The following is an 18,658-nucleotide window of genomic DNA, read 5'->3' as shown; positions in this document are numbered from 1 at the left end:
AATAGAGACGAAGTGATGAGAGATACAGCTAAAAAAATATTTAAATAATGAAATCATTTACAAACAAAAATAATTGATTTCTTAATATAAATTACCTTTTAAATCATACAAAATAAACTATCATAGAATAAAGGATATATTTATCTTTGCAAAATGATTAGTTTTAATAAAATTTTCAAAAATTCATTAGTGCTGGCGGGAATTACCTTAGTATTGTTTTTTGCACTATACTTTTATTTCTCTCTTAACGGAACCGTTTCTGTACAAGATTATTACACGTACAGCTTCATGATTTGCTGTTTCGTAGTATTACCATTGTATGCAGTATACTGTTTCTTCACTATTTTCAATTTATCAAGAGCGAAAGCTAAAAATCATCAAACTTCAGAAGATTTAATGACCTTTAAAGAAGGATTCAAGATTGGTTTTTACACCATCTTCTTTGGTGGAATCATTAGTTTGATTGTCATCTTTGTATTTTTTAATACGTATGGTGAATGGGCTCAAGATAGTTTGAAACAAGGATTATTAGACACTTTTACATCAAATATGTCTGATCCTAAAATCGCAAAAGATATCGAAACATTTAGAAATTCGGATGATTATAAAACATTAAATTTATTTACTGTTAAAAACTTTTTTGGATTATTCTCAATTTTCTTATCTTTCTACATTGCAATTTCAGTAATGTTTTCACAATTCTTAAAAAAACGTGTTTTTTAACATATGAATATTTCAGTTGTTGTTCCTTTGTTGAACGAACAAGATTCCTTAGAGGAATTATTCTACAGAATCAAAAAAGTCTGTGAGCAGAATGATTTTACATTCGAAGTTATTTTCGTTGATGACGGAAGTACAGATGATTCGTGGCAAATTATCGAATATATTGCCAACTTCAATCCTGAAGTAAAAGGAATTAAATTCCGTAAAAATTATGGAAAATCTCCTGCATTAAGTGCTGCTTTCAAAGAAGTAAAAGGCGATGTTGTGATTACGATGGATGCCGATTTACAAGATTTTCCTGAGGAAATTCCGTCGTTATATAAAATGCTTAAAAATAACAAAGCAGATATTGTATCGGGTTGGAAAGAGAATCGTCAAGACAACAAACTGACAAAGAATCTTCCTTCAAAATTATTTAACGGTGTAGCACGCAAAACTTCGGGTGTAAAATTGCACGATTTTAACTGTGGTTTGAAAGCTTATCGTTGGGAAGTAACGCAAAATATCGAGTTGTATGGAGATATGCATCGCTATATTCCTGTTTTAGCTAAAAACGCAGGCTATTCTCGAATTATTGAGAAAAAAGTAAAACATCAAGCGCGTAAATATGGCGTTTCAAAATTTGGTGCAAATCGTTTTGTCAATGGTTTCTTAGACTTGATTACACTATTTTTTGCTTCAAAATTTGGGAATAAACCCATGCATATTTTCGGTTTATTAGGAACTTTGATGTTTATCTTAGGATTTTTTGCCTCTTTTTATTTAGGAATCGAAAAATTATACAAAGTTTATATTTCACATTCTCCTGCAAGATTAATTACAGACAGTCCCTATTTCTACATTTCATTGGTTTTTATGATTTTAGGAACACAGCTATTTTTGGCGGGATTTTTGGGCGAGTTAATTGTTCGTAACAACAGAGAAAAACAATTGTATTTAGTTCAAAAAGAATTGAATTTAAACTAATTAAAACCAACAACTATGAAAAAGATTATTTTATTAGGATTTTTAGGTTTAATTGCCACTTCTTGCTCATCGTCTATTGATGGAGAAGGCGTAGCAACAGCTCAAAAAGAATATACAGCTGACAACATCAAAGATTTGAGCGTTTCATGTAATTGTAATGTTATTTTAGTTCCAGGAAATACAACTGGAGTTAAAGTAGAATCGCACCAAAATATTATCGATAATTTAGAAGTTACAGCAAATAATCAAACGCTTTCAATCAAAGAAAAATCAAATGTAGATCAATACAGCGCTTATGATTTGTATGTTTATGTAACACGTGATTTAGAAAAAATTGATGTGAATAAACAAACTTCTTTGACCACTTCAGGAACATTAAATGTTGATGAATTAGAGATGAATGTCACAGATCAAGCGCGAATAAGTCAAACTTTTTTGATTACCAATGACTTTAATTTAAAAGCGGATGACCAAACTAATATCATGTTAGAAGGAACTGCAGGAACAATGAAAGTAAAAGCGTATGGAGAAGCAAAGTTAGATTTGTTTAAATATGAAGTGAATGAAGCTAATTTCACAACAGACGATAATGCTTTGTTAGATATCAATGCTCGTCAAACATTATATGGTGCTGCAAAAGGAAACTCAATCGTAAATTTCATGGGCGATCCAAACAAGGATACAAAAGTAACTGACCGCGCCCAGGTACTTAAAAAATAAAAACAAGAATGATTTCAAGTTTAGAAAATGCTCAATTATGGCTTTCTGACGCGTACGATGCGGAAACAAGAAAAGCTGTTCAAGATTTAATCGATAACAATCCAACCGAATTAGACGATTCTTTTTACAAAAACTTAGAGTTTGGTACAGGAGGAATGCGTGGAATAATGGGCGTTGGAACAAATCGTTTGAACAAATATACACTTGGTGCCGCCACTCAAGGTTTAGCAAATTATATCAATCAACAATTTCCAAATAAAGAGAAAAAAATAGCCATTGCATACGATGTGCGTCACAATTCGGATACGTTTGCAAAAATGGTTGCTGATGTTTTAACAGCAAACGGAATCAATGTTTACTTATTCGAATCTTTCCGTCCAACACCAGAATTATCGTTTACAGTTCGTCATTTAGGTTGCGATGCAGGAATTGTTTTAACAGCTTCTCACAACCCTCCTATTTACAATGGATACAAAGTATATTGGAATGATGGTGCGCAAATTGTTCCACCACAAGATGGTGAAATTATCAACGAAGTAAACAATGTAAAAGTTGAAGAAATTAAATTTCAAGGAAATGATACCTTATTAACTTACATTGGAAAAGAGATTGACGAAGCCTTTATTGATGCATGTGTAGCAAACGGTAGTTTTACGCAAGAAGGTAAACAAGATATCAAAATTGTATTTACATCTATTCACGGAACTTCTGTTGCCATTACACCAAAAGCTTTTGAAAAAGCTGGTTTCACACAAGTTCATCAAGTAGCTGAACAAGCAATTCCAAGTGGTGATTTCCCTACAGTAAAATCGCCAAATCCAGAAGAACCAGAAGCATTAACTATGGCGGTTGCTTTGGCAAACGAAATCGGTGCTGATGTTGTCATTGGTACAGATCCTGATGCCGATCGTGTTGGTGTTGCAACGCGTAACAACGAAGGTAAAATCGTTTTATTAAATGGTAACCAAATGAATACTGTTTTGGCTTATTATTTATTAGAAAAATGGCAAGAAGCTGGTAAATTAATTGGAAAAGAATTTATTGGTTCAACTATTGTAACGTCTGACATCTTCTATGATATCGCAGCAAAATTCAATGTTGATTGTAAAGTTGGTTTAACAGGTTTCAAATGGATTGCAGATATGATTCGTAAATTCGAAGGCCAAGAAAAATTTGTTGGAGGAGGTGAAGAATCATTCGGATTTATGGTGGGTGATTTTATTCGAGACAAAGATTCTGTTACAACAGCTTTATTAGTTTCTGAAATTGCAGCTGTACAAAAAGCAAAAGGAAGTTCTTTATATAACAAGTTAACTGAAATCTACCTTGAATTAGGAAAAGCATATCAAGAAGATTTAATTAGCATTGTTAAACCAGGAAAAGAAGGTGCTGAATTGATTGCGCAAATGATGGTAGAATTCAGATCAAATCCTCCAAAAGAATTGGCCGGTTCTAAAGTTATTCGTGTAAAAGATTTCCAATCTTCAATCGACAAAAATTTAGTTTCTGGAGAAGAGAAAACGATTAATATCCCTCAATCAAATGTCTTAATTTTCTACACAGAAGATGGCAGTAAAGTAGCGTGTCGCCCTTCGGGAACAGAACCTAAAATTAAATATTATTTCTCTGTCAATGCTCCTTTAGCATCGCAAGAAGAATATACAACTGTTCAACAACAATTATTAGCAAAAATTGATTTATTGAAAGTCGATTTCAGTAAATAAATCTCAACTAAAATAATTCAAAAGCCATCTTTTCAGATGGCTTTTTTCATGATTATAAAATAACATGGTATCATTTAAAAAAGAATTAACTTTATGCAACTAAATAAGCCATATGAACTTTGTCGCACACCAATTTTTATCGTTCGGAAATCAATCGCTCCAAATCGGAAATTTACTTGGAGAAATCGTTAAAGGAAATCAATTCATGAATTATGAAACTGAGATTCAGAAAGGAATTTTACTTCATCGATCGATTGATTCATTTACCGATTCGCACGAAATTGTGAAACGAAGCTCGAGTTATTTTCACAACACACAACATAAATTTTCACCGATTATTATTGATGTGATTTACGATTATTTTTTGATTAAACATTGGAATGATTTCTCAGAATTTCCGTTCGAAAATTTTAAAACAAATTGTTATCAACTTTTTGAAGATAAATATCCTTCATTCCCAAAAAAATTACAAGAAATCATTTTTTACCTTTTAAAATATGATTGGTTCGAAAACTATTCAACAATAGAAGGTGTTCAAAAAACTTTGAAAGGAGTTGGAAGTCGAACTAAATTCAAAAATAATTTACATCATATCATTCCTGAATTTGAACAAAATTATTCAAAATTAGAAAACGATTTTCAGCACTTTTTTCCTCAATTGCAATCGCATTGCAAAAACTTTGTATGTACAGGTTTGTAAGTTTAAATTTGATTTTAAGAATTGGAGAAAATTCATTAGTTTAGAGCTGTAAACAAACAGAAAACCACAATGGATTTAACTTTTAATAAAAGAGAGGATCATAACAAATTATTACTTTCTAAACTGCGTAACAAACTAAATGAAGTTTACCTTGGCGGAGGTAAAAAAAGAATTGATGCGTTGCATAGCAAAGGAAAAATGACAGCTCGTGAACGTGTTGACTATCTATTTGATGATAAAAAACCAAGCATTGAAATTGGTGCTTTAACAGGGGATGGAATGTACAAAGAACATGGCGGTTGCCCTTCAGGAGGTGTTGTAGTAAAAATTGGATACATTTCTGGAAAACAATGTATTGTTGTAGCAAATGATGCAACAGTAAAAGCTGGCGCTTGGTTTCCAATTACTGGAAAAAAGAATTTGCGAGCGCAAGAAATTGCCATGGAAAATCGATTACCAATTATTTATTTAGTCGATAGTGCAGGAGTTTATCTACCTATGCAAGACGAAATATTTCCGGATAAAGAAAACTTTGGACGTATTTTCCGAAACAATGCCATCATGTCTTCAATGGGAATTACACAGATTGCTGCGGTCATGGGAAGTTGTGTTGCTGGAGGAGCCTATTTACCAATCATGAGCGATGAAGCAATGATAGTAGATAAAACGGGTTCTATTTTCTTGGCGGGGAGCTACTTGGTAAAAGCGGCAATTGGAGAAGACATTGACAACGAAACTTTAGGAGGAGCAACAACACATTGCGAAATTTCTGGTGTAACAGATTATAAGGCCAAAGATGATAAGGATGCTTTGGATCGAATAAAATCGATTGTAGGAAAAATTGGAGATTACGATAAAGCTGGATTTAATCGAATTGAAGCTGCAAAACCAGCATTAGACGAAAAAGAAATCTATGGCATTCTGCCTGAATCTCGTGCCGAACAATACGATATGTATGATATTATTAACCGACTTGTTGATAACTCTGAATTGGATGAATACAAGCCCGATTATGGAAAGTCAATCATTTGTACTTATGCGCGAATTGATGGTTGGGCGGTAGGAATTGTAGCCAATCAACGTAAAATTGTAAAATCTAAAAAAGACGGAATGCAATTTGGCGGTGTTATTTATTCAGATTCTGCTGATAAAGCCACTCGATTTATTGCGAATTGTAATCAAAAGAAAATCCCATTGGTTTTCTTACAAGATGTCACTGGATTTATGGTTGGTTCGAAATCAGAACATGGTGGAATCATCAAAGATGGCGCAAAAATGGTTAATGCAGTATCAAACTCTGTTGTTCCAAAATTTACAATTGTAGTTGGTAATTCTTACGGTGCTGGAAACTATGCCATGTGTGGAAAAGCTTATGATCCACGATTGATTGCTGCCTGGCCATCAGCTCAATTAGCAGTTATGGGAGGTGAACAAGCAGCGAAAGTATTGTTCCAAATCAAAGAAGCTTCTTTGAAAGCACAAGGTGTTGAAGTAGATGAAGTGAAAAAACAAGAATTATTAGACGAAATTACGGCAAAATACAACGATGAGACGAGCCCATACTATGCTGCAGCACGTTTGTGGACAGATGGAATTATTGATCCGTTAGATACACGAAAATGGATTTCGATGGGAATTGAAGCAGCGAATCATGCACCAATTGAAAAACAATTTAACTTAGGAGTCATTCAAGTATAATATTACTCTATTTTCAAAAATAAAAGAGAATCCAATTTAGGATTCTCTTTTATTTTTTTATAAGTGTTTGAACCATATAAATTAAATCTTGTTTAAAACTCCAATTCTTCACATAGTCGACATTAATCTTCACTTTATCTGGCCAAAGAACTTCATCATTGTAAGCTTTTGGATTTGTAACATCGGATAAGAGTTCTTCTTCGTGTCGATATTTTAATTGAGCAGGCCCAGTTAAACCAGGTTTTACCTGAAGCATTATCCGATCTTCTCCAACCAATACATCAGCATAACCTTTTACATCAGGACGAGGACCAACGAAGCTCATTTCACCTTTTAGAATATTAATTAACTGTGGCAGTTCATCTAATTTATAATCTCTTAGAATTTTTCCAAATTTTGTAATATGATGTTGATCGGTGGTAATTGTATTTTCAGAAAATCCTTTAATTGTTCTGATTTTGTAAATAGTAAAAAACTTGCCGTTCTTCCCTACTCTTTTTTGAGTAAAAACACCAAATTGATTCGTATCAAAAGAACTTATGATAACTAACAAAACAATTAATCCCACTAAAAAAAATAGTAGGATTAATGCAAGTATATAATCAAATATGTTCTTTAATAACATTTTAATTAAAAAAATTTACTTTTAATACGAGTAGCTAATCGTTTAAGTTTACCAAAGAATGAATTATCAAAATCTTCGTCACCAGCAAAATAGCCATAACCGTAATCATAACCGTAGCCATAACCGTAACCATAGCCATAACTGTAACCCGTTTTGATTTGGAAGTCGTTGAATATAATTCCAACATTCGACACTTCTCCTACATCGTATTTATTCGAAATCGCCGTAATAAAGTTTTTCTCTGAATAATTGTAACGCGTCACATACAATGTACAATCAGCATAACACATCAAATCATAAGAATCTGTTACCAATCCAATTGGTGGCGAATCTATAATCACAAATTCATATTTTTCTTTCAATTCAGCAAACAATTGATCCATTCGTTTACTCAAAATCAATTCAGAAGGATTTGGAGGAATTGGACCAGCTGTAATAACATCTAAATTAGGTAAAATTGTATGTTGTATAATTTTATTTAAATCTAAATAACCTGCTACATAATCTGTTACCCCAACTTTATTGTTGATATTAAAATCATCAAATATTTTTGGCTTACGTAAATCTAATCCAATCAGAATCGTTTTCTTATCCATCGAACCGATTGAACTGGCGATATTCATCGCGTTGAACGTTTTACCTTCACCTCCAATAAATGAAGTGACTAAAATGGTTTTATTATGCTCGTCGAGTCCTGGATGTTTATATAAATACTTTAAATTAGAACGAATAGATCTAAATGATTCTGAAATTCCAGATTTAGGATTATTGATAACAACTAATGGTGAATTGTCCCCTAACGGACCAACCAAACCAATAATTGGAATATTTGTACGTCCTGTGATATCCTTTAATACACGAACTTTAAAATCTAACAATTCTTTAATCACCACATAAATAAGAGGAATCAATAAACCAATTCCTAAAGCAATCAAGTAATTACGATTTGGATTTGGGTAAATAAATCCTTGACCTTGATTCTTCGCAGGATCAATGATTGTAATATCAGAGACAATAGAGGCTAAAGACAAATCGGTTGTGTTTAACTGATTGATCAACGTAGAATACATTGTACTATTCAACTCAAACCCACGATTTGCTTCCACAAATTCTATTTCTTCGTATGGTAAATCTTTTGCTTTGAATTCAGACTCCGCTAATTTGGCATTAATCATGGACAAATCGGTGTTCAACTTTTGTAAATGCGCATTGACAACATTCGAAATATTGTTTCTTGTTTTCGCTAATTGACGATCTATTTCTCTAATCTCATCCGTATTTGATTTGTAAACCTTAAGCATTTGCTCTCGTTGGTTTTCAAGATTATCCAATTGATCTACATTTGTCATGTAGTACGAAACATCAAGTCCTGCAATATTAAGCGCTATTAAATTATCAACACTACTCGATTTTTTAGGCATTAAACGGTGCAAAGCATTAATTTTCTCTTCTACTTCTATACGTTCTTTATCTAAAGCTGTTAATTTTCCTAAAAGTTCACTTTTCTTTGTATTAAAATTATAAACTCCTGTTTGTTTTTGCAGTTCTTGCAAATTATTCGTTGAACTATCTAACTTTAGCTTTACTGCTGCAATTCTTTCTTGTAAGTATTTTTTGGTCTGATATGCCGATAAATTTCTCTCTGCAAGTTCATTTTCTATTAAAACCTGAATTGAATTATTTAATAAATCGACTGCTTCATTTAAGCTTTCAGCATTTTTAGAAACCGAAATAATACTTGAAATTTTAGATGGATTTGACACACTAAAATTCTTAACCGCTCTAGATGTTGCATCTTTAATAGTCACTAACTTAAATGAAATTGTACTTTCTGAGAACGGTACGTTTGAGCGAGTTAGTTTTATTTTATAGTTTTTTCCAACCATCCATTGATTGTAATAACCAATTTTAGGAAGATTCAAAACATCTGGTTTAATAATACTATCTTTTGTAAATTGATACAACGATCCATTAGCATTTTCAACTTCAAGATAAAATGAATTTTGATCCTTTGGCTTCACTCTTACATCTACGTTTGCAACTTGTTGATGAAATGTATCAATATGCACATGGAATGGTGCATCTAATTTATAAATATTAGATTTTTTTAATCTGCCTTCTTCTGTGTAAAAAATATAGGATTCTGCCTTCTTAACAACTTTTTCATTATGAATACGAGATGTTAAAGTATAAGATAATCCGTCAATTTTGTTGGCATTACCTCCCCAAATGAAGTTAATCGAATTAGATGCCAAAGAATTATTCGCCGAACTATTATCCTTGATTTTAAACGTTGTATTGGCCGAATAAATTTTATTCAGTTTCCAGTTATTTAAATAATAAGCAACTGCTAAAGCAATCAGCATTGATATTATATATAATGGCCACTCATTAAGTAACCTGGGTATAAGCCTTTCTACATCAATAAAGTCAGATTGTTTTTTCTTACTTTTTTGATTATTCGTTGTGTTCGCCATTCTTAAATTTTATCAAAAAATAAATAAACTCCTAAAATAGTTGCAATAGCTCCCATCACTGTTGTAACGACGCTCAGTGGGTTTAGACCAACTCCCCAAACTTTTTCTTTACGTGGATTAACAACAATAATATCATTATTCTGAATCCAATAATACTCTGAATTCATAATAGATTCTTTTGTCAAGTCCACATAAACCTGCTTAGTTCCATCCAAATCTGTTCTGATTATACGAACATTTTTCAGGTCTGCATATATATTATTAGATCCTGTTTTAGCGAAAGCTTCTAAAATGGTTAAATCTCTTTTATTTGCCCGAAATGTCCCTTGACTAACTTCACCCACTATAGTATATTCTATACCTGCTAAATTTACATCTATAAAAGTTCCTTTCTCATCATAAATTTTATAAAATTCATCTTGAATTATCTTACGAACCTGTTCTATAGTAAACCCTTCTACATGTATATTCCCAATTCGAGGTAATTCTATGTTTCCATCTTTTCTGACTAATACACCTGAATTCTCTCCTTGAACAAAAGTTTGATTTCCTGAAGAAATAAAATCACTTAGAATCCCCATAGATTCTTTAGAAGCACTTGAAACATTGATTAAAATGCGATCCCCTTTTTGAATATAGTATTCAGGTTTATCGAAAGCGATTTTCCCTTTAGCATCAAGTTTTAAATTTTGATCTGGTTGAATTAATTGAACATCTTTAAGTGATATACATGAAAATAAATTCATGATGATCAATAAAATAGCGGTTTTGGTTAAAGTTGATTTTAAGTAAAGCATTTTTTATAATGATATGTTTTTATTATTTTTTAATACTACAATATATCTTAGAGAGATAACAAAACTTATTGATAAAACAATAAAAACCAAAAATAGTTTATTAATTTCAATATTTCTAAAATAATACCCAACGATTATAAAAAAAATGTTAATTAATACTAAAATGATCGACGTTTGCAAATGATTGTAACCTAATTTTAGAAATTGATGATGCAAATGGTTTTTATCTGGTGCAAATGGACTTCTTTTTCTGAGTAATCGAACAGTAAAAACATAAGAAGTATCTACAATAGGAATCACAAAGATAAACAGTAGAAGTACTGGTCCAGTCTTTAAGCCAAGATTGGAGGTTTCGCTAATGTAAAGAAATCGAATCGCCATAAAGGTTAAAATAAAACCTATGACCATCGATCCTGTATCCCCCATAAATATTCTAAATTTTTTGGAAAGATTGTATCGTGCAAAACCTATTAAAACAGCGAGTGTACTAATGGCAAGTATACCTATGCCATAATCAAAAATTCGATAAAAAATATACACAAAACATAGACTAATTACGCCTCCAACTCCTGCTGCAAGTCCATCAATTCCATCAATAAGATTGAAAGCATTAATCAAAACAATGAATATAAAAATCGTTAACAAGACCCCTACAGCGTATGGTATTCTATAAATTCCAAAAAGTCCTGAAAATGAATTAATCATAATTCCTGAACCAAAAATAATTAAAATTGTACTTATTAGTTGTCCGTATAGTTTTTTATCTGGTGCTACAACTAATAGATCGTCCATTAATCCTATAAAAAACAAGATGGTAATAGCCGATAGAAAAAAGGAATAATTAACACCTAAATCTGTTGCAAAAATAGAAGTCGAAACCACAATACCAAAGTACAATGCGACACCTCCCAAGGTAGGAACTTTATTCGTATGAGAACTACGCTCTCCTGGCACATCCATTAATTGTTTTCTATAAGAGATTCTAATTATTTTAGGGATAGAAATCAAAGTGATAGTCAATGCAAAAAAAAATGAACCCAAAATATTGATGTAAATTGGAGAAATATCCAGTGTATATAAATAGTCTAATAATTTAAAGTTTTCCATATTTTTTTAATCCATTCAATGCCCAAAAAAAAGTGTAATAAGAAGATTTAAAAAAATTCATTTTTAAATATTTTCTATAGACATCGTATTGTTTTTTTGCTATTTTAAATTTATCCCTCGAAACAGAATTATCTCTAATTCGATAAATAGCTAAGGGTTCTTCAATTGCTCTTGCGTAATTTATTTTAGCTAACAAATCAATCCACATCGCATGATCTTCTCTTAATTCTACATCAGGAACAGTAATTTTCCCTATAGTTTTGGAGTCGTAAACAGATGTTAACATCGGAATTGGACAGTTGTATAAAATTCGATTACTATCAATTTTATCAATCGCAATAAAATCCTCTAACAAGGGTTGCAAATTTTCATCTACTCGTTTATAACTTGTGTAAACTAATTGCTCATCATTTGATTGTAAATAATTGATCGTTTTTTCTAAAAAATCTGGTAACCACAAATCATCGCTATCGATGAACGTGATGTACCTTCCATTTGCTTTGGAAAGTGCTATATTTCTTGCTTTTGCAGCACCTTGATTAACTGTTTGACTACTTAAATAAATTCGATGATCTTGAAACGATTTTATAATTTCAACCGAACGGTCAGTTGAACAATCATCAACAATAAGCCATTCCCAATTAGAATAAGTCTGTGCCTTTATTGATTGATAAGTTTCCGCTATATACTTTTCCGAATTATAGCAAGGCGTTACAATAGATACTAATTCCATTTCCATAATCCGTACACGGCCTCTTTATTAAAAATAGTTCGATAATTTCCAAAATTTGATTTATGTCCTTGCTTTACTTGGAACCAAAAAATCAACAAGACAGTGTATGATACAAAACTTAAATATATAAAGTTTAGTTTAAATTTATCTCCGTCAAAAACATACACCAATCTCCCTACCGTTAAACCTAAAAAAACTAAATAAAAACCTGGTAATCGAATACCAAAAATTCCTTTCCCTAAGAAGAAGTAAAGTAGTACACCAAAAACAAATAAGTTTCGGAAATAACAATACAATTTATCGTGAACAGCATATTTATTATAAATGATAATGGATAGAATAGAAATAATTTTTACAAAATCTCCTATAGCCACCCCATCGCCTTGTGCGTATAAATCACTTTGATAGCTCTCAAACTTATCTTGCCCAATAGGCATAAAGTCCATGATGACCTCTATGATTGAATTTAATCCTGTATAAAAACCTATAATTGAAAATAAAACGATCCAACCTATAAATTTTTCGTCAAATTTCATTGGAGCAATCCAATAGGCAAGTACAAAAACAATAATAGATTCATGAAATTGATAACCTACCGCAATGCAAATTAAAAATTTGACTAAATTTCGATCAATCACATAGCGTATTGAATATATTGCAATTGCATTGGCTAAACCCTGACGAATATGCACATGCTCCTCAAACATAAAGTTTGGCATGGCATAGATAAATAGAACAAGGAAAGGAAAACCACCATATTTGTAAAAAGTTGATGATTTTAAAATTAAGGAAGTTGATGCCACAAGCAAAGTGAGCATTCCAAAATCAAAGCCAAAATCTACCAATAGCTTATTTAGACCAAGGAAGCCTTTTTCCATACCTGCCATGTAAGCAAATCGATCAAATTCTGGCCAAGATACATCTAATAGCATATTAAACGTATTAAAATAAGCAATCCAGTCAGGGCTTAAACCATAACCAAAACCAGCTGTTAGTGACATTATCACAACAATTAACACATACAATTGTTTACTGACTTTTTTATCAGAAAACTCTAATATTGATGCGATAAGCAGAAAAGAAAATATGAATAAATAAATTAAACTCACTTCAAATTATAATTTAATTAACAGTTGAAGGTTCATAAGTGACAAATAATAATACATTCTTTTTTTCAATGGTAATGAATTTAAGTAATTCTTTTCAAAACGATTATAATTTTTAAGCTCTTTCTTTGTTAAGTGATTCTCTTTCAGAAAATCACTTAAAGCTTCAATCATTCTACTTTTCAAGGTTTTATCTTTTACATAGGCCACATAGGCTAAATACGAATAATACCCCTGAATGATTTGAAAACGTTTTAGCTCGGTTGCAAATGTATTGTATTTACTTTTATAAAAATAATTTGTCACCTCATTTACAGCAACAAACATATCCAAACCTTTCGCCGTATGGGTCTTTGTAATAGAATCTTGGCGTTCAAAATACTTATAAAAAGGTTGATTAATTTTAGAAATAACTGTAGCATCTAAAACTAATTTCGGTATCAATTCGATGTCTTCAAAGTGAATTCCTTTTCTAAAACGATGCTTGTTAAACAACGATCTTCTGAAAATTTTATTACAAGAAAAACAACTCATTTCACCAAAAATAGTCAGATCATTCTCCAAAATAATCTTTTCTGGTAATTGTGGAGACTGTGGTAAATCACGAAACTCAGTTCCAAATTCATCTACTTTTACCAAATCACAAAAAACAATTTCTGACCGATGTTGCACACTCAAATCAACCATTTTTTCGAACATCGTTCTATCAATGTAATCATCCGAATCTATAAAAGCCAAATAATCACCTGTCGCATGGTCGATACCTGCATTTCTCGCATCGCTTAACCCTCCATTCTCTTTCAGAATAGAAACAATTCTTGCATCAATCTGTTTGTACTGATCGATAATTGATTGCGAATGATCTTTCGAACCATCATTTACTACAATCACCTCAAGTTCTTTATAGGTTTGATTCAAAATAGAATCTAAACACTTCGAAAGATATTTTTCGGTATTATAAACAGGAACAATAACTGATAGTTTAGGTGGATTATTCATTATAGTTGATTAAAAATAGCTTCGTATTGTTTTATAATTATTTGTTTACTAAATCGAGAAAAGATACTTTCTACAAGCTGTTCTTTTGGATGGTGATGTGCTAAAACTTCTTTTATTTTTTGCGCAAAACCTTTCGTATTATCTATTGGAAAAATTTCCCCATTGATTCCTTCTTGAATAATTTCATTGATTCCTCCAGGCGCATTATTTGCCAAACTATAGGTTCCGCACGCACCTGCTTCCAATAATACATTCGGAAAACCTTCGTAACGGGATGAAAGAACAAACAAATCAGCATGCTTTAAATACACAAACGGATTCGGAACATTTCCTTGAAACCTCACATTCGCTAATTTCAACTCGTCCTTTTGTTTAATCAACTCATCTTTAAAGGCACCATCACCAAGAATAGTTAACTGTATTTTTTCATGTTTCAATTCATTCATCACATCGAGTAACAAATCAAATCCTTTTCGCGGAGACAAATTACCTATCGCCACAATATTTTTATAGCTCGTGTCAAAACCAACACTCACCTCTTCTTCTTTTAATCGGTTAATTAAATCAAAATCAACTGGATTGTTAATTTTAACAATCTTATGTTCCGAAATATTAAAATTCTGAATCAAATCGTTTTTCATATCATCACTTTGCGCAATGATTTGATGAAAATTAGGATAAAAACGATAGAAAAATAGAATTTCTTTTCGCGTAACATGTTTTGAAACAACATTTGTTTCACGCGTTATAAATTTCGTTTTTGGAAACAATGGAATTAAGGGTGATAAAAAAGCAGAAATTTCACCCCAACCTGTAAAAACAATTTCGGGTTTTATTTTTTTGATTAATGGAGCAATCTTAAAAATAGAATATCGAATACGAGAGATATTTAATTCGATGATTTCAATATCCTTTTTTAAATGATTCAAATAATAACCTTCCTTTTTGAAAAGCACTAATTTTGGGGAAAACTTTGTTCGATCCAGTTCGTTACACAACGTTGTAATGACACGTTCTGCTCCACCTTGATTAAGGTCTGGTAATATAAAAAGTATAGTTTTCAACTATTAATCCTCTATTCTATTATTAATATATCCTTCAGTCGCTTTTTCATTCGGCACAATTTGCATAGGATTTCCCATCACGACCGAATTATCAGGTACATCCTGCGTTACATAACTATTAGGTGCAATCAATACATTATTTCCAATCGTAATACCTCCAACAATAACTGCATTAGTTCCGACCCAAACATCGTTTTTTAACGTAGGATAACCTTTTGACTTTCCTCTATTTGTCTGCCCTAAGGTAACTCCATGTGCAATATTGCAATTTTTACCAATCTTTGCTTTTGGGTTTACAACAACTGTTCCCCAATGCCCTAAATTAAGACCAGCTCCAATTTCTGTTTTTGCTGAAATTTGATAACCGTATTTGATTGAATAGCGACGAAGCAACAAACGATAAAAAATGCCAAAAGGATGTTTGGATGAATATTGTTGGGCTTTTCTTAAACAATAAATAAATCGAAAACCAGGGCTCATAAAGCCTTTTAGAAAAGGCGAATTGGTCCAATACCCAAAATTTCTATAAAAATCTTTCTGAATAATTGTTTTCATTTAATTTAAATATTTTTCGATTGAATGTACGGCATTTTCTAATTGAAAAGGCAATGATTTTGATGCAATAATTTGTTGATAGTTATCTGCAATTTCAGGATGTTGAATAAAATACTTCATTCCCTCATAAATTGCTTCCTCTTCATTTTTGATGATATAACCTAACTCACCGTCATTCAACATTTCTCTAACTCCTGATACATCGGTTGCAATAATCGGTTTTTCAAGAACCATCGCCTCAAATAAAACCGTAGGATAACCTTCGTAACGAGACGATAAAATGTAAAAATCTGCCAATACAAAATACGGATATGGATTTTCTTTGAATCCAATTAAGTGAGCTGTATCATTCACTTTTAAGTCATCCACTAACTTCTTGATCGTTGGAAAATCATAACCATCTCCCACAATCCATACCTGATGTGGAAAACCCTCATCCAACAAACGTTTGTGAGCTCGCAATAAACGATCAAAACCTTTTTGAGGAAAAACCGTACCAATAGATACAAAAGTTGGTTGATTCTCAGCTTTCTTGATGTCACATTTTTCAGCTGCTAATGATTTTATTTCGTGCACATCAATTGGATTATAAATGCGAACTACTTTCTTTTTTTCAGCTTCCGTAGTCGCCAAATCTAAAAAAAGTCGATTGATCTTTTCAGAAATCACTAAAATCTGATCAAACTTAAAAAAAGACTTTAAACGTTCGTCTGTATATGCTGGAATATTGGATAAATCATTGTGAATCCAAACGATTTTTTTAGATGATTTGATCGGCGAATTTAAAATTTCGTCAGCCATTCCATGAATCGCAGCAAACTCTATATCGTACGTTTTATTGGGTAAAATATACGTGTAAAGCAACTTTGGAAATTTCTTTAAAATCGCTTGATAGATTACCCGATAAGCTTTTTGGGGAATATCTTGCAGACGATTGGTCGTAATCATTTCACCTTTATTCAAGTAATAGATAGTAATCCAAGAAGGAACATCTTTTAGGTATTTACCCGAATAAAGATTCAACAATAAATCTATTTCGTATTTTTCTGGTGAAAGATTTTTGAGAAAAGTGACCAATACTTTTTCAGCACCTCCATGACGAAGCGAGCCAATACGTATTAATATTTTCTTTTTTTGACCCATTATTTAGCTGTCGATTTACGTTTATATAAATAAAAATCTCTACCTGATGGTTTGAATTTATAAATCTTATCTAATATTGGATGATCCGATTTAGCAACATCCTCTATTTTAAATTCTTTTATAAGTTCGTAATCCTCATAAATAGATTGATCTGCTAAAGTTCCTTTGAACATGGGTTTAAAATCTTCTAAAATATAATCGGGTTTTGCTTTATTAATCAAGTTGGAAAAACCAACTTCTTTCCCATTTTCAACAATGTTTTCGTCTGTCAAGCGCTTGTCTACTAATCCTACATAATCAATGACTTTCAATTTAGAAAAATAGGGAATATAACCAGCAGGTTCTAAGAAGATATATTTGTTTTTATTTGGCTCAATCGAATCCAAATACAACCCAATCTTGCGTGCATGATTCCATTCTCCATGTCCAGTTGCTATAGAATGTACAGCTTGGTAAACGGTAAAAGGAATAAAAATAACAACAAAATAAGCAATTGACAAGGATTTATATTTATCCGAGTCTAATACAACTATTATAATTGGCAAGAACAAACAAATTTGAGGTATCCAATAATACCAGTCAAACCATGAATTTGTTGCTCCGAATATAATCGTTTTGACCAAACCAAAAAGGAATAAAAATCCAACTACTTTTTTACGATTAGTTTCTAATTTTCCCGAAAGAAAGAATAGACTGATTAATGAGATAATAAAAAATAATAATGTCGAAAAATTATAAATTGAGGTTGGAAATTTTATGATTCCAAAAAAATTTGGTCCAAAATATTTAAATTCTGCCCAACGTTCTAATAAAGTTGGGTTAGAATAATTATTTTTCTTAGAAGTGATTGTATTATTGACAATCTCCCCAAAATAAAACCAGTTGAATGCAACTGTAGTTACAACCGCTAAAATACCTCCAATCATTAGAGCTGTATTCCATTTTCGCTGCTGTATCACATCATATATGAACAATAACCCTAAGAAAATACACGTATCTATTCGTGTCCAAAGAATAAGTATAGGCATTACAATAAAAGCCCAATTTTTTCTTTCAACAAACCCATACTTTATAAGTGCCATATAGAAAAAGAACAGCATTCCGAACTCCATTCCTAAAATAGACATTTTTATAGCCGGTGGTAAAAAACTGACAAAAAGGATAAATAAGATAAGTTTTGTTGTGGTGTTAAAAAGTAGTTTTCCTAACCAATAAATCCCAATCGTAAATAAAATGGTATTAAAAATAAGTAAAGGATAAATAAAGTTTCCTTCTCCGAAAACCGATTGAAAAATAACGCCTATAAAAACATAAAGATGAGTGGTAGAAGCAGAAATTTTTTCAACTCCATTATAACCATATACACCATATTCTATAATGTTACGGGCAACACGCCAAGAGATTAAAGCATCTTCTTGAATATGGCGAGTAAAAAAGAAAATTGATTTTAATGCTATTATGAGAATAGAAGCAAAGAATACTTTCTTCTTATCTATAAAGTTTTCCATAAGTTTAGTTTAG

The 18,658-nt window shown here is 31.6% G+C and carries 17 protein-coding genes; 6 read left to right on the top strand and 11 right to left on the bottom strand.

Going from position 1 to position 18,658, the window contains the following annotated elements:
* Positions 1-153: 153 nt before the first annotated feature.
* From HX088_RS00895 to HX088_RS00870, 6 genes are all read left to right on the top strand, one after another.
* Entirely contained in the window at positions 154-723 is a 570-nt protein-coding gene (locus tag HX088_RS00895; protein ID WP_286482990.1) for a DUF4199 domain-containing protein, read from the top strand.
* 3 nt (positions 724-726) lie between these two features.
* Positions 727-1,689 (top strand): glycosyltransferase family 2 protein, encoded by a 963-nt coding sequence (locus HX088_RS00890; RefSeq protein WP_171623124.1) that lies wholly within the window; start codon positions 727-729, stop codon positions 1,687-1,689.
* Positions 1,690-1,704: 15 nt separating this feature from the next.
* Positions 1,705-2,409, top strand: coding sequence for a GIN domain-containing protein (locus HX088_RS00885; RefSeq protein ID WP_171623123.1), 705 nt, complete (start codon positions 1,705-1,707; stop codon positions 2,407-2,409).
* An 8-nt stretch (positions 2,410-2,417) separates the two neighbouring features.
* Positions 2,418-4,133, top strand: coding sequence for a phospho-sugar mutase (locus HX088_RS00880; protein ID WP_286482988.1), 1,716 nt, complete (start codon positions 2,418-2,420; stop codon positions 4,131-4,133).
* Positions 4,134-4,245: 112 nt separating this feature from the next.
* Entirely contained in the window at positions 4,246-4,833 is a 588-nt protein-coding gene (locus HX088_RS00875) for an acyl carrier protein phosphodiesterase (protein WP_286482987.1), read from the top strand.
* Between the two features lie 69 nt (positions 4,834-4,902).
* Positions 4,903-6,531, top strand: coding sequence for an acyl-CoA carboxylase subunit beta (locus HX088_RS00870; RefSeq protein WP_225540365.1), 1,629 nt, complete (start codon positions 4,903-4,905; stop codon positions 6,529-6,531).
* A 49-nt stretch (positions 6,532-6,580) separates the two neighbouring features.
* Here the strand turns inward: HX088_RS00870 and HX088_RS00865 are convergent, their stop codons facing one another.
* From HX088_RS00865 to HX088_RS00815, 11 genes are all read right to left on the bottom strand, one after another.
* Positions 6,581-7,099, bottom strand: coding sequence for a sugar transferase (locus HX088_RS00865; protein WP_498761059.1), 519 nt, complete (start codon positions 7,097-7,099; stop codon positions 6,581-6,583).
* A gap of 62 nt (positions 7,100-7,161) precedes the next feature.
* The gene (locus HX088_RS00860; protein ID WP_225541297.1) at positions 7,162-9,633 is read right to left on the bottom strand and encodes a polysaccharide biosynthesis tyrosine autokinase; all 2,472 of its coding nucleotides are present in this window, start codon (positions 9,631-9,633) and stop codon (positions 7,162-7,164) included.
* 2 nt (positions 9,634-9,635) lie between these two features.
* A complete protein-coding gene (locus HX088_RS00855; protein WP_260541047.1) occupies positions 9,636-10,379 on the bottom strand; it encodes a polysaccharide biosynthesis/export family protein in 744 nt (247 codons plus the stop codon).
* A gap of 54 nt (positions 10,380-10,433) precedes the next feature.
* Positions 10,434-11,537 carry a glycosyltransferase family 4 protein gene (locus tag HX088_RS00850; protein WP_286482986.1) on the bottom strand — a complete coding sequence of 368 codons (1,104 nt, stop codon included), beginning with the start codon at positions 11,535-11,537 and terminating at the stop codon, positions 10,434-10,436.
* Complete coding sequence (locus HX088_RS00845; RefSeq protein ID WP_286482985.1) at positions 11,524-12,270, bottom strand: glycosyltransferase family 2 protein; 747 nt, start codon at positions 12,268-12,270, stop codon at positions 11,524-11,526. The genes HX088_RS00850 and HX088_RS00845 overlap by 14 nt, the downstream gene beginning before the upstream one ends.
* The gene (locus tag HX088_RS00840) at positions 12,261-13,379 is read right to left on the bottom strand and encodes an EpsG family protein (RefSeq protein ID WP_286482984.1); all 1,119 of its coding nucleotides are present in this window, start codon (positions 13,377-13,379) and stop codon (positions 12,261-12,263) included. The genes HX088_RS00845 and HX088_RS00840 overlap by 10 nt, the downstream gene beginning before the upstream one ends.
* Positions 13,380-13,385: 6 nt before the next feature.
* The gene (locus HX088_RS00835) at positions 13,386-14,375 is read right to left on the bottom strand and encodes a glycosyltransferase family 2 protein (protein WP_286482983.1); all 990 of its coding nucleotides are present in this window, start codon (positions 14,373-14,375) and stop codon (positions 13,386-13,388) included.
* A complete protein-coding gene (locus tag HX088_RS00830) occupies positions 14,375-15,439 on the bottom strand; it encodes a glycosyltransferase (RefSeq protein WP_225540351.1) in 1,065 nt (354 codons plus the stop codon). Before HX088_RS00830 ends, HX088_RS00835 begins: the two co-directional genes overlap by 1 nt.
* A gap of 3 nt (positions 15,440-15,442) precedes the next feature.
* Positions 15,443-15,994: a serine O-acetyltransferase gene (locus HX088_RS00825; protein ID WP_225540350.1), complete on the bottom strand. Its 552-nt coding sequence runs from the start codon at positions 15,992-15,994 to the stop codon at positions 15,443-15,445.
* Positions 15,995-17,137, bottom strand: coding sequence for a glycosyltransferase (locus HX088_RS00820; RefSeq protein WP_286482982.1), 1,143 nt, complete (start codon positions 17,135-17,137; stop codon positions 15,995-15,997). It lies immediately after the preceding gene.
* Entirely contained in the window at positions 17,137-18,645 is a 1,509-nt protein-coding gene (locus HX088_RS00815; protein WP_225541290.1) for a DUF8728 domain-containing protein, read from the bottom strand. The genes HX088_RS00820 and HX088_RS00815 overlap by 1 nt, the downstream gene beginning before the upstream one ends.
* Positions 18,646-18,658: the final 13 nt, after the last annotated feature.

Origin of the sequence: Empedobacter sp. 225-1, from assembly GCF_030328185.1 — a bacterium.
GTDB classification, from domain to species: domain Bacteria; phylum Bacteroidota; class Bacteroidia; order Flavobacteriales; family Weeksellaceae; genus Empedobacter; species Empedobacter stercoris.
Note: the sequence above shows the minus strand (reverse complement) of the source record. Positions and strands in the feature narration are given on the sequence as shown.